At 46.9% G+C, this 13,157-nt stretch carries 11 protein-coding genes; 7 read left to right on the plus strand and 4 right to left on the minus strand.

Annotated elements, in window-relative coordinates:
• The first annotated feature begins 76 nt into the window (after positions 1–76).
• Positions 77–2,155 (plus strand): ATP-dependent DNA helicase RecG, encoded by a 2,079-nt coding sequence (gene recG, locus F0229_RS03855; protein WP_171732288.1) that lies wholly within the window; start codon positions 77–79, stop codon positions 2,153–2,155.
• Positions 2,156–2,361: 206 nt separating this feature from the next.
• On the opposite strand, the gene envZ is transcribed toward recG, so the two are convergent.
• Positions 2,362–3,657 carry a two-component system sensor histidine kinase EnvZ gene (envZ, locus tag F0229_RS03860; protein ID WP_102398527.1) on the minus strand — a complete coding sequence of 432 codons (1,296 nt, stop codon included), beginning with the start codon at positions 3,655–3,657 and terminating at the stop codon, positions 2,362–2,364.
• A 142-nt stretch (positions 3,658–3,799) separates the two neighbouring features.
• Entirely contained in the window at positions 3,800–4,519 is a 720-nt protein-coding gene (gene ompR / locus F0229_RS03865; protein ID WP_008218409.1) for a two-component system response regulator OmpR, read from the minus strand.
• Positions 4,520–4,697: 178 nt separating this feature from the next.
• On the opposite strand from ompR, the gene greB reads away from it, so the two are divergent.
• Positions 4,698–5,180: a transcription elongation factor GreB gene (greB, locus tag F0229_RS03870; protein WP_017063080.1), complete on the plus strand. Its 483-nt coding sequence runs from the start codon at positions 4,698–4,700 to the stop codon at positions 5,178–5,180.
• Positions 5,181–5,844: 664 nt separating this feature from the next.
• Complete coding sequence (locus F0229_RS03875; protein ID WP_171732289.1) at positions 5,845–8,175, plus strand: Tex family protein; 2,331 nt, start codon at positions 5,845–5,847, stop codon at positions 8,173–8,175.
• A gap of 127 nt (positions 8,176–8,302) precedes the next feature.
• Here the strand turns inward: F0229_RS03875 and F0229_RS03880 are convergent, their stop codons facing one another.
• Complete coding sequence (locus tag F0229_RS03880) at positions 8,303–8,776, minus strand: hypothetical protein (RefSeq protein WP_017066129.1); 474 nt, start codon at positions 8,774–8,776, stop codon at positions 8,303–8,305.
• A 351-nt stretch (positions 8,777–9,127) separates the two neighbouring features.
• The gene (gene bioH / locus F0229_RS03885; RefSeq protein WP_171732290.1) at positions 9,128–9,904 is read right to left on the minus strand and encodes a pimeloyl-ACP methyl ester esterase BioH; all 777 of its coding nucleotides are present in this window, start codon (positions 9,902–9,904) and stop codon (positions 9,128–9,130) included.
• A 93-nt stretch (positions 9,905–9,997) separates the two neighbouring features.
• Here bioH and F0229_RS03890 point away from each other — a divergent pair, with 93 nt between their 5' ends.
• The 4 genes from F0229_RS03890 to cysQ all read left to right on the plus strand — a co-directional run bounded on the left by F0229_RS03890 (position 9,998) and on the right by cysQ (position 13,110).
• Positions 9,998–10,711, plus strand: coding sequence for a ComF family protein (locus F0229_RS03890; RefSeq protein ID WP_171732291.1), 714 nt, complete (start codon positions 9,998–10,000; stop codon positions 10,709–10,711).
• A gap of 109 nt (positions 10,712–10,820) precedes the next feature.
• Entirely contained in the window at positions 10,821–11,405 is a 585-nt protein-coding gene (nfuA, locus tag F0229_RS03895) for a Fe-S biogenesis protein NfuA (RefSeq protein WP_004741449.1), read from the plus strand.
• Between the two features lie 289 nt (positions 11,406–11,694).
• Positions 11,695–12,246 (plus strand): ADP compounds hydrolase NudE, encoded by a 552-nt coding sequence (gene nudE / locus F0229_RS03900; protein ID WP_017062476.1) that lies wholly within the window; start codon positions 11,695–11,697, stop codon positions 12,244–12,246.
• Positions 12,247–12,282: 36 nt separating this feature from the next.
• On the plus strand, positions 12,283–13,110 hold the full coding sequence (gene cysQ, locus F0229_RS03905) for a 3'(2'),5'-bisphosphate nucleotidase CysQ (RefSeq protein ID WP_017062477.1): 828 nt from the start codon (positions 12,283–12,285) through the stop codon (positions 13,108–13,110).
• Positions 13,111–13,157 lie beyond the last annotated feature (47 nt).

Below are 13,157 nucleotides of genomic sequence, written 5' to 3' on the forward strand. Positions count from 1 at the left end.
TCTTTCGCTTTATCCTGTACAAAAATCCAGTAAAATGCTTGAATAGATTATCTCTCTTACGTTTATGAGCCTTGTTATGTCACAGCTTTTATCTGCTATCCCTCTCAACTCTTTATCTGGAGTCGGCGCTAAAGTCGCAGAGAAACTAGAGAAGGTTGGGCTTAACAATGTACAAGACCTGCTATTTCACCTGCCTTTGCGCTATGAAGATCGAACGCGTATCTATCCAATCGTAAAACTGCATGCTGGTTTATGGGCAGCAGTGCAAGGCAAGGTAATGCACATCGATACCATTTTCGGTAAACGTAAGATGCTCGCAGTAAAGATCAGTGATGGTAATGGCACTATTACACTGCGTTTTTTCAACTTCACTGCAGGCATGAAGAATAACTTTGCCGAAGGCAAACAAGTGCATGCTTATGGTGAGATCAAGCGCGGTAATATGGGGCTTGAGATCGTCCACCCTGACTACAAATTCTTTGCGCCGAGGCAACAGCCAGACGTTGAAGCCAATCTGACTCCGGTGTACCCAACCACCGAAGGGCTAAGACAAGTCACGCTGCGTAATCTTACCGATCAAGCCTTAGAGCTAATCGACAAGGCCGCAGTTAACGAGCTTCTCCCATCAGGTTTATACGACCACCAAATTACCCTCGCACAAGCACTGCATACCATTCACAGGCCGCCCCCGGGCATTGACCTAGAGCTGTTTGATGAAGGCAAGCACCCTGCGCAACTGCGCCTAATTATGGAAGAGTTACTGGCTCAAAACCTGTCTATGTTGTCTGTTCGTAGCAAAGGGCAGCAAGACAAGGCAATGCCTTTTCCTCCAGTAAACACCCTTAAAGATAAGCTACTGGCTCAGCTGCCGTTTTCACCAACCAATGCCCAAGCACGAGTGACCAAAGAGATCGAAGCTGACTTGGAAAAGCCGCATCCTATGATGCGTTTAGTGCAAGGTGATGTGGGCTCTGGTAAAACCTTAGTCGCTGCACTGGCGGCGGTTCGCGCATTGGAACACGGTCAACAAGTAGCACTTATGGCACCCACTGAACTACTCGCAGAACAACACGCGATTAACTTTGCCAACTGGTTTGAGGCAATGGGTATTCAAGTTGGATGGCTAGCAGGTAAGCTCAAAGGCAAAGCTCGTGAAACTGAACTAACACGTATTGCCAGTGGCGAAGCGCAAATGGTGGTCGGTACTCATGCCCTGTTCCAAGAGCATGTCGAGTTCAAAAACCTTGGTTTAGTGATCATTGATGAGCAACACCGATTTGGTGTCCACCAGCGATTAGAGCTACGTGAGAAAGGCGCAAAGCAAGGCTACTACCCCCATCAGTTGGTCATGACCGCTACCCCAATCCCACGAACGTTAGCAATGACGGCCTATGCCGACCTCGAAACTTCGATTATTGATGAACTGCCACCGGGACGAACCCCAATTCAAACCGTGGCAATTCCTGATACCAAGCGCGATGACATTGTTGAACGTGTGAAAAATGCGTGTCTCAATGAAGGCAAACAAGCCTACTGGGTATGTACGCTGATTGATGAATCGGAAGTACTGGAAGCTCAAGCTGCAGCTGATACAGCAGAAGAGCTACAACGCAAACTGCCTGACGTAAAAATTGGTTTAGTCCATGGCCGTATGAAACCCGCCGAGAAACAAGCGGTGATGCGAGAGTTCAAAGAGAACAAGCTGCATCTATTGGTTGCGACAACCGTGATTGAAGTGGGTGTGGATGTTCCGAATTCGAGCTTAATGATCATCGAGAACCCAGAACGTCTTGGCCTAGCGCAACTGCACCAACTGCGTGGCCGTGTCGGCCGAGGTTCGGTCGCAAGTCATTGTGTATTGTTGTATCACTCTCCGCTGTCTAAAACCGCTCAGAAACGCCTAGGTGTGCTACGTGAAAGTAACGATGGCTTTGTGATTGCACAGCGCGACTTAGAAATCCGTGGCCCCGGTGAATTGCTCGGTACCAAACAAACTGGCTTGGCTGATTTCAAGATCGCCGATCTAATTCGTGACCAACGTTTGATACCTGAAGTGCAGCGTATTGCGCGTCATATTCACGATAGCTACCCAGACAATGCTAAGGCGATCATCAACCGTTGGTTGGGTGAACGCGATGTTTACTCTAAGGCGTAGTTAACACTAAGGCATAGTTAACACTGAGACCGTATTCAAACGTAAAAAAGGCTTCCTCAAGGAAGCCTTTTTAGTGTGCGTTACTTTCATCATCAAAGTCCATGGTTAGCAATTCGTCATCCTCGGAGAGGGAAGAATGACCGAGTCGGGGATCTCTTAACCGTTCCCCGAACCGAACTTATCGTCATCAAACGGACCGATGATAACTAGGGCTTAACCGGGAAACTGATCTGCGCTTTTAAGCCACCTTCACTGCGGTTATTGACCACAACAGCACCTTGATGCTGGCTAACGATACGTTTCACAATTGCTAAGCCCAAGCCCGTTCCTTCGCTACCACGAGCCGTGTCACCACGCGTGAAAGGTTCAAACAGCTTTCCGATCTGGTCTTGTGGAATACCCGGCCCGTTATCTTCTACCGTCACCCAAGCAAGCTTGTTATCCGCCGTCATACCAGTTGATACCTTGACCCAACCATTACCGTAACGCAGCGCATTCACCACCAAGTTGCTCACAGCACGCTTCATCGCGATCGGATTACCTAGCGCTGGCTTCATCGATTCTGGAATATCGGTTTCAATCTGAACCTCGTAGCCACCCTCAGAGCTCGATACCTCACGAGCAATATCATCGACAAACACTGCTTGGAATGAATCTCGGTCGACAGGCTTTAGGTAATCCATGAACTGGCTGATGATTTCATTACACTCTTCGGTATCACTGATAATCCCCTCAGCTAAGTAGGCATCCTCTGGTGACATCATCTCAGTCGCTAAGCGAATACGCGTTAACGGAGTACGTAAATCATGGCTGATACCCGCCATCAACAAGGCGCGGTCTTCTTCTAGCTCTTGGATGCCTTTCGACATCTGGTTAAAGGCTCGAGTTACCGAGCGAATCTCTTGTGCGCCTTGAACTGGCAATGGCGGTGGAATATCACCTCGCCCGACACCTTGCGCCGCTTTCTCTAGCGCTATCAACGGACGGTTTTGCAATCGGATAAACAGCCAACCACCTGCGACAATCAACAGCGCCATGATCAGACTGTTACGAAACAGTGGTGCAAAATCCTCTTCTTGCAGCTCTGATAACGGAATACGAATTAAAGAGTTGGGTAACTGCGCAATGTCCATCCAAAGCACATAGCTCTCTTTACCCAAGATCAGCCGCACTTCAGTTTCAGAACCCAGCTCCTTGGTCATCTCCTCACTCATCAGGTCGATTGCGACCGCATGGTAATACTCACCCGCCGCTTCGCTGCCCTTGGCGTGAACGGTTACCCCGAGCTGTTCAAGCACACGCTGACGCAATGGCGCATCGATCTCGATATCACTGCCTTGGTCCAATACCAGGTTTAGCTCGTGAGCCAAAATCTTATTAAACTGCTGCAAACTTGGCATCAACGCATAGTTAAACACCGCGTAATAAGAAAAAATTTGGCTAGCGACCAATAGCGTTAAGAAAAGCACTATCGACTGAGTAAAGGAGCTACGTATACGCATGGGGTACCCGAATAAAGAAAGTGTTATATGACTATAACTCTAAACCATTGTGCTGAATAGAAAACGGGCCATCGCATATTAATGAGATGACCCGTAAGATTCACAGAATCGATAAAGCTACTGTAGAGCTTATTAAGCTGAATTACACAGCTTTGCCATCTGGAACGAATACATAACCCAAGCCCCACACCGTTTGGATGTAGCGAGGTTTGCTTGGATCTTCTTCAACTAGACGACGCAGACGTGAAATCTGAACATCGATAGAACGTTCCATTGCTGAATACTCACGGCCACGAGCCATGTTCATCAGCTTATCGCGAGACATTGGCTCACGAGCATTCGTTACCAAGGACTTAAGAACCGCAAATTCACCCGAAGTAAGCGGCATTGGCTCTTCACCGCGGAACATTTCGCGAGTACCTAGGTTCAAACGGAATTCACCAAATTCAACCACAGACTCTTCTGTACTTGGTGCGCCCGGCGCTTCAATGACTTGGCGACGCAGTACCGCTTTAATACGAGCAAGCAGTTCACGTGGGTTAAATGGTTTTGGCAGGTAATCATCAGCACCCACTTCCAAGCCCACAATGCGATCCACTTCATCACCCTTTGCTGTAAGCATCAGGATTGGTAGCGAGTTGTTTGCGTTTCGTAAACGACGACAGATCGATAGACCATCTTCGCCCGGCAACATTAAATCCAATACCATCAAGTGAAAATTTTCACGGGTTAACAGGCGGTCCATCTGCTCACTGTTTGCCACGCTACGCACTTGAAAGCCCTGCTCTGACAGATAGCGTTCTAACAGTGCACGTAAACGAGCATCGTCATCGACCACTAAAATTTTGTAGTTTTCTTGCATGTAATGGTTCCACCTATTAAAGCTTAAACCTAAGGTTAAGCATTCTTGGTAAATTGTATATTGGTATAAGACATTAAAAATGTAACATTATTGGAGAAAAAGTCGCCTAAATAATTGTTAACGTATGTTGCCTTTCTATATATTCTATCTTAGATCATCATTTCATTAAGTCAGATTTATGAAAACCAAACTTATCACCCGAGAAGGTTATAACAAACTCAAAGCAGAACATGACCACTTATGGCACGAGAAGCGTCCAGAGATCACCAAAATAGTCACTTGGGCTGCAAGCCTAGGAGATCGTTCAGAAAACGCAGATTACACCTTCAATAAGCGTTTGCTTCGTCAGATTGATCGCCGAGTGCGTTTCTTAAGAAAGTTCCTACCTGATGTCACGATCGTGGATTACTCACCTCAACAAGAAGGTAAGGTCTTTTTCGGTGCTTGGGTCGAAATTGAGAATGATGATGGGGAAATTAAGAAGTTTCGAATTGTCGGCCCAGAAGAGATCTACGGCGATGCTAAAGGCTATATATCTATCGACTCACCAATGGCTAGAGCTCTGCTCAAGAAAGAAGTGGATGATGAGTTTACGGTAAAAACACCAGAAGGCGACAAAGAGTGGTTCATTAACTCAATTTGCTACGCAGACAACGAATAACCAAACCTAATAAACACCTAGCGATGAGCTGAGTGTTCAAGCAAACCCAAACTCCAGATAAAAGAAAACCCCGCAAGGCTTTCGCCTAGCGGGGTTAAGTCTCTATCGCAGCAATCCGGCTACTGTTTATCTCTTCGAGATAAGGTGCTCCCTGCATCTTTCCTTGATAGTGGCTAAATCCTTTAACCAATTTCCTTTTTGTTCATCGCCATCCTAGCGGTGTCCATTCTAGCCTGTCATCCTGACTGGCGAATCTCATCCAGAGATTATCACTTCCTTGCTGACCACTCATCCTAAGTAATCAAATCTTCATCCTGAAGATACCTAGTCCATTAGGCTTTTTCCTGTTCCTGCCAACTCCCTGTCGACAAGTTAAATATTACGGCAAATGGCCGTGTTTCCTAGATAGTCTTAAAAAACATTTCAGGTGAGAAATACGCCCACAAACACACAATCAAATAAAATCAGCAACTTAGTGTAACATCAAGACGATTTCATCGGTCTAAAGCGACTTAGTCTCACATCACTTGTAAGAGATCTCGCACAAAGCGGGTATCAGAAACGGAAATTCGACTTCTGACAGGATAATTACACAGCCAAAGCTAGAAAAAGCGTACGCTCACCCCCATGTATTTGTCATGATATTAAATAAGAGATTCATCGGATGAGCCAAGCTATCTGTCGACTGATCGCTGAAGAACTGAATGTCCGTTCTGAGCAAGTCACTGCCGCAGTAAACCTAATTGACGACGGTAACACCGTTCCCTTTATTGCCCGCTACCGTAAAGAAGTTACGGGTGGCTTAGACGATACCCAACTACGTAACCTTGATAGCCGCCTTTCTTATCTTCGTGAGCTAGACGATCGTCGCCAAACGATTCTTAAGTCGATTCAAGACCAAGGAAAACTCACGCCAGAACTCGAGCGTGATATCACTCAAGCAGACAGCAAGACTCGCCTAGAAGATTTATACCTACCATACAAACCAAAGCGCCGTACCAAAGGTCAGATCGCGATTGAAGCGGGCTTAGAGCCACTTGCCGATACGTTATGGAATGAACCACAGCACGATCCGGAAACGGAAGCCGCTAACTTCATCAGCAACGATAAAGGCATTGCCGATACCAAAGCTGCACTCGATGGCGCTCGTGCGATCATCATGGAGCGCATTGCGGAAGATGCGAACTTGCTTGAAAAGATTCGCCAACACCTAAACCGCAACGCAGAGCTAGTCGCTCGTGTAGTGACAGGTAAAGAGCAAGAAGGCGAGAAGTTCAAAGACTACTTCGAGCACAACGAAACACTCAGCAAAGTGCCGTCTCACCGTGCACTTGCCATGCTGCGTGGCCGCAATGAAGGCTTCCTAACACTGGCGATGAATGCCGATCCTGAGCAAGAAGAAGGTGTACGTGGTTCATACTGTGAGAACATTATCTCTGATCACTACGGCATTACTCTGAGCAGTGCTCCTGCGGACGCGTGGCGTAAGCAAGTGATCAGCTGGGCATGGCGCATTAAGGTTTCTATGCACATGGAAACTGAATTGATGGGCGCAATGAAAGAGCGTGCAGAGATCGAAGCGATTGAAGTATTCGCAACCAACCTAAAAGACCTACTCATGGCAGCGCCGGCTGGACCTCGTGCAACCTTGGGCTTGGATCCGGGTTTACGTACCGGTTCGAAAATCGCGGTGGTAGATTCAACCGGTAAAGTTCTGGCGACAGAAACCATTTACCCTCACCCGCCTCAAAAACAATACGACAAATCTGCGCACGTTGTTGAGCAAATGGTTCGTAAATACAATGTTGATTTAATTGCGATTGGTAACGGTACGGCTTCACGCGAAACCGACAGCTTTGTGGCTGACGTAATTAAACGCGGCAACCTAAAAGCGCAAAAGATCATTGTTAGCGAAGCGGGCGCATCGGTGTATTCCGCGTCTGAACTAGCTGCAAAAGAGTTCCCGAACATGGATGTATCAATTCGTGGTGCGGTGTCTATTGCTCGTCGTCTGCAAGATCCACTGGCAGAACTGGTGAAGATTGACCCTAAATCGATCGGTGTGGGCCAATACCAACACGATGTGAGCCAAACCATGCTTGCTAAGCGCCTAGATGCGATTGTCGAAGACTGTGTAAACGCAGTTGGTGTTGATGTGAATACCGCATCTGCCGCGCTACTGACTCGTGTTGCTGGCCTGTCTAGCACCATCGCTCAGAACATCGTGGACTTCCGTGATGAAAATGGTCGTTTTGAAGCACGTACTACACTGAAAAAAGTCGCACGCTTGGGGCCAAAAGCCTTTGAACAGTGTGCCGGCTTCCTACGTATTATGGATGGCAAAAACCCACTGGATGCATCATCGGTTCACCCAGAAGCTTACCCAGTAGTGAAAAGCATCGCTGAGAAAAACCACAAAGACATCAAATCTCTGGTGGGTAACACAGACTTCTTACGCGGTTTACACGCCATCGATTACACCAATGAGAACTTCGGTGTACCAACGGTAAGCGACATCATTAAAGAGCTCGATAAACCGGGACGCGACCCTCGCCCTGAGTTCAAGACTGCAACCTTCGCAGATGGCGTAAACAGCGTTTCAGACCTAGAACCAGGCATGATTCTAGAAGGTGTGGTATCGAACGTGGCTAACTTTGGTGCCTTCGTTGATGTTGGTGTTCACCAAGATGGCTTAGTTCATATTTCAGCGCTGACCGATCGCTTTGTCTCTGACCCACGTGAAGTGGTTAAAGCGGGCGACATCGTGAAAGTGAAGGTGATGGAAGTGGATGTTCAGCGTAAACGTATTGCACTGAGCATGCGTATGAAGGACGAGCCTGGACAAGACAACCGTGCTCAACGTTCAAGTGCACCTCGTACACAAAACCGCTCGAATCAAAACTCGCAAGGTGGCCAACGCCGTCGTGAAGAGCCGCAACAAAACGCTGCAATGGGTGGAGCATTCGCTGCCGCTTTTGCTAAAGCGAAAAAGTAATCCGTTAGCTCACCTAAAAAACGGATTAGCTTAAAAACAGAAAACCTGCATCCCTTAGGGTATGCAGGTTTTTTTATTATGTGTTCAAAAAAGACATCGAAGCTTGGTTGACTCGTAAACTTTTGATTTATAAGACCACCAGCATCTCTGATGGAGCATGAGGCGCAACAGCATGACCATAATGATACTTTATGACCTTACGTCGTTTCTCCATCTGTCCTTCCTGAATCGCCGCATCTAAAACATGCTTTGGCAGGCGGAAACGCATGGTATAACCTTTGCCTTGATCAGCACTGTATGTTTTCAGTGCCAATAAGCTGAACAGCCGATCAAAAGGGTCTTGTGGCTCTTCTTGGCTAACCGAATTGGCCTCTGACTCGTTCTCCATTTCATAACCTGGATGGTCTGAAGGATCCCAAGCCGACTGCTGCCTTCGTTTATCGTCTGATTTTACCTTACGCTCTGCATTGGTTCTCGCCAATGCTACTGCGGGAGCAATAGGTTCTCGGACTCTATTATCACGCGCAACTTGCTCTGTTTGCACATTAACGGACGGGGCGATTAGTGGCACACTCACTGCAGTTGCAGGTGACACAATCATCGCGAACTCTCCTCAAGAATCGCCCATCAATATTGCTATAACGCTGTTGTACTGTGAGTCAGCACAACAGGCATAGCCCAACTTAGCGCAATCAGCTCAGGAGAGAGTTAGGTCTGAGTATCAAGCAACACGTTGGTGTTATACCAATCGTAGTAAATAACTGATCATCCTAGCTTGTTAAAATGCTCGATAACGGCGTTAAATTTTTTGATTGTAGAATAACTACTTATCGAAACTACTTGTCAAAAAAAAGCTGCCTTGTTCTCAAGCCTTTTACCTACGCTATTTTTGAACACTTACTGTGATTGGTATTAGCTTATATATCGACCAAGCCGGATATATATTTAGCAATTATTTTTGTGCGAAGCTGACAAGCTCACTGCAAAAGGCATCCGCTTCGGTCATAAATGGTGCATGCGAAGACTGGGTAAATATGTATTGCTCGGTATGAGGCAAGGCTGTGCCTAAGTCTTTCGCAACCTTGATTGGCACCAATCCATCTAATCGACCATACAAGCGTAGCATTGGTACTGAAATCTCAGGCAGTTGTTCACGCAGATCGACATCCGACAGCATCTTTAATCCTGCCAATAATGAGTCAGGGTTCGGCAACGGGCGAGACAGCACCGCTTGCTTGAGTTGTTTTACATCTTGCCTTGCTGAAGGGCTGCCCATGGCTTGCAATGCCATAAAGCGTTCGATGGTGGTTTGGAAATCTTCAACCAGTTGCTCGGTGAATGCGCTTAATACGTTGGGCTGAATGCCTCGCCATAACACGGGCTCTTTTGCAGCGGCGAATTTGGGAGAACTGGCGACAGTCACCAGCTTGCTCACGTAATCTGAGTGATGGAGAGCCATGTGCGTTGCGACCAAGCCTCCAAGTGACCAACCCACCCAAATCGCTTGCTTTGGTGCTTCGGCCAAAAGCTGCTGAGCAATCTCTTCAAGATCTTGAGCGTGGCAGTGCGCGCTGTGTCCATACCCTGGTAAATCGACAACATGCACTCGAAAATCAGCTTGTAATTCATTAACGGTTTGTTGCCATACCGCACCGTTCATTCCCCAGCCGTGAACCAGTACTAAATCAGGCCCTTGCCCAGAAACATGCCAATATAACGCGTCACTCATTCTCAATATTCCCTACTTTTTCCATCAGCGATAATCCGCGCTTTTCAGTATGGTGAGCAAAAGGAACACCATAACCCAAAAGCATCACGAGCTATGTTATCCGATTGGCTACAAAAACACACACCACGTCTGGTCACACCTCAATGCCACCTGTGCAAACTTGATAAACTGCCCAGTGATACACATCCTCGATGGTGCAATTCTTGTATCAAACTCTTTCAGCCAGTACCACGCTGCCAACGATGTGGTTTAAAAACACTGCTCACAGTAGAGCAGTGCGGACAGTGCTTATCTCAACCTCCACCTTGGCATCGCCTCTACTGTGTCGGCGATTACACCTTCCCTACAGCAGGTTACATTCAGCAAATGAAGTACGCTGATAAGTTTTGGTTTGCACGTGATCTATCTAAGCTATTGGCATCACGTATCGAATATCCTGCTCCGCTGATCACCAGCGTGCCGCTGCATTGGCGTCGATATACTCATCGCGGCTTTAATCAAAGTAAGCTGCTAGCCGACTACACGGCTCAAGAGCTTGGCGTTGAAAGTGATGTGCTCTTTCGTCGAATTCGCTCAACGGCTTCCCAGCAGGGGCTGACTAAATCCGCACGATTACACAATCTAAAGAGCGCTTTTGCGCTGCGAAAACAAGACGTTCAAGGAACTATCCCCTCTCACGTCGCGATAATTGATGATGTTGTAACCACCGGCAGTACTGTGTATCAATTATGCCAATTACTACTTGAAGTGGACGTTAAAAGGATTGATATTTACTGCATCTGCCGCACTCCTGAGCCCTCTGGATAAAAGCTGTGAATCACTACTTGTACAGCAATCCAACAAAAAAGGGCTGAATTACAAATCTGACAGGAGTAGAATGGCGCTAATAACCTACAAATCTACTCAGGTATTCGTCGTGTCAAATATTACTATTACAGAAACAGCTCAAACTCATTTTGCCAATCTGCTGTCACAGCAGCCTGAAGGTACAAACATTCGTGTGTTCGTGGTAAACCCGGGTACACAAAACGCAGAGTGTGGTGTTTCTTACTGCCCAACAGATGCTATCGAAGCGTCTGACACAGAGCTTAAATTCGAAGCTTTCTCTGCATACGTAGATGAGCTAAGCCTACCGTTCCTAGATGAAGCTGAAATTGACTTCGTTACTGACAAAATGGGCTCTCAGCTAACGCTTAAAGCACCAAACGCTAAGATGCGTAAAGTCGCAGACGATGCACCACTTCTAGAACGTGTTGAATACGCAATTCAAACACAAGTTAACCCACAACTTGCTGGTCACGGCGGTCACGTTAGCTTGGTAGAAATCACTGAAGACGGCGCAGCTATTGTAGCATTCGGTGGTGGTTGTAACGGTTGTTCTATGGTTGATGTAACGCTAAAAGAAGGCATCGAGAAAGAACTTCTTCAACAGTTTGAAGGTGAACTGACTGCTGTTCGTGATGCAACTGAGCACGATCGTGGTGAGCACTCTTACTACTAATCACTGATTTAGTGTTAGTTGTTATTTGAAAGGTTGATGCGCAAGCATCAACCTTTTTTGTTATGTGGATAAGCAAGTTAGGACTATCGCGTTCTCTCTATACTCTTTTGCTATACAACCATATTTTCACCTAGTTACCATCTTGAGTAAGGTATTCAAGTGATCGTAATCGATTCCTGCTTCAATAATTTTCGGATATGAAAACTCGGATCTAGGAACTCAAGGTCATTTCCCCTATATTAGAATGACTTTATAAGAAAGAATTCCAATGAGCTAAGGAGCGAGCGCAATGACGAAAAGGACCAAGCCAGAGATTTTGGCTAAACAAACTGTCGCTCAATCAAGACTATTCTCTATCGAGTCTCTCGACTTACGCTTTTCAAACGGCGAAGAGCGCACTTACGAACGCATGAAGCCCAGCGGGCGCAACGCAGTGATGATGGTTCCTATTACTGAGCAAGGCGATATTCTATTAGTACGTGAATATGCAGCGGGAACTGAACGCTACGAACTTGGCTTTCCAAAAGGGCTGATTGATCCAGGTGAGCAGCCAAACGAAGCCGCCGTTCGCGAACTCAAAGAAGAGATAGGCTTCGGTGCCAACAAGCTTACTCCGCTGAAGGAAGTGATCCTTGCACCCTCTTACTTCTCTAGCAAAATGACGCTGTTTATTGCAGAAGACCTCTACCCAGAAAAGCTAGAAGGTGATGAGCCAGAGCCTCTCGATATTGTGCGCTGGCCACTTGCTCAAGCCGAAGAACTGTTAACACATCTCGATTTCTGTGAGGCTCGGAGTATTACAGCCCTGCTTTTAAGCCTTCGTGTATTAAACAATAACTAGAACATTCAGGCTCGCTCTAAGAGTAAGAGAACATTTATGCCAATAACAAAAGATTTGTCTCACCTCCTACCCTCTGTCATTGAGATTGCTCGCTCTGCTGGTCAACTCATCTTAGAGATCTACGAGAAAAAGGATTACGAAGAGTTCATTAAGAGTGATGACACTCCAGTAACCAGTGCCGATCTTGCAGCACATAAGCTGATATTAAAAAAACTCAGTGAATTGACGCCTGATATTCCCGTATTATCCGAAGAAGACGCCGACATCAGCCTAGAGCAACGCTCTCAATGGGATCGCTACTGGTTAGTTGACCCACTGGACGGCACCCAGGAGTTCATCGCACGAAGTGGTGATTTCGCGACAATTATCGCCCTAATCGAGCATAACAAGCCAGTGATGGGCGTGGTATACGCACCCGTTTCAGGTGTGAGCTATTACGCTTACAGTGGCAAAGGCGCTTGGAAGATCCCAGACCTTAATGACAGCGTGAAAATCAAAACGCATCGTCACGAGCTGCCAAACCAGTCAATCGCCATGGCGATCAGCCGTCGCCAGGACATCAATCGCATCACTAGCCGTATGAGCTCAGCATGGAATTATGATTTGGTTCCTCTAGGCTCAGCAGCGCTTAAGGCCTGTTTAGTCGCAGAAGGCGCTGTGGATTGTTATCTGCGCCTTGGACCAACCGGAGAGTGGGATACCGCCGCAACGCAGTGCATTGTTGAAGAAGCTGGCGGACGTATTTTAAGTACTCAACTAGAACCGCTTTCGTACAATGAAAGAGAAACGCTAGAAAACCCGAACTTCATTGTACTCGGTGATGCAGATTTACCGTGGGTAGAAATTTTGCAAGGCAAAGACTAGGCGAGTTTGCTCCCTTTAACTGTCAGATATCCTCTAGATTCTCAGAA

The organism is Vibrio sp. AIC-3 (assembly GCF_013114515.1).
GTDB classification, from domain to species: Bacteria; Pseudomonadota; Gammaproteobacteria; order Enterobacterales; family Vibrionaceae; genus Vibrio; species Vibrio crassostreae_C.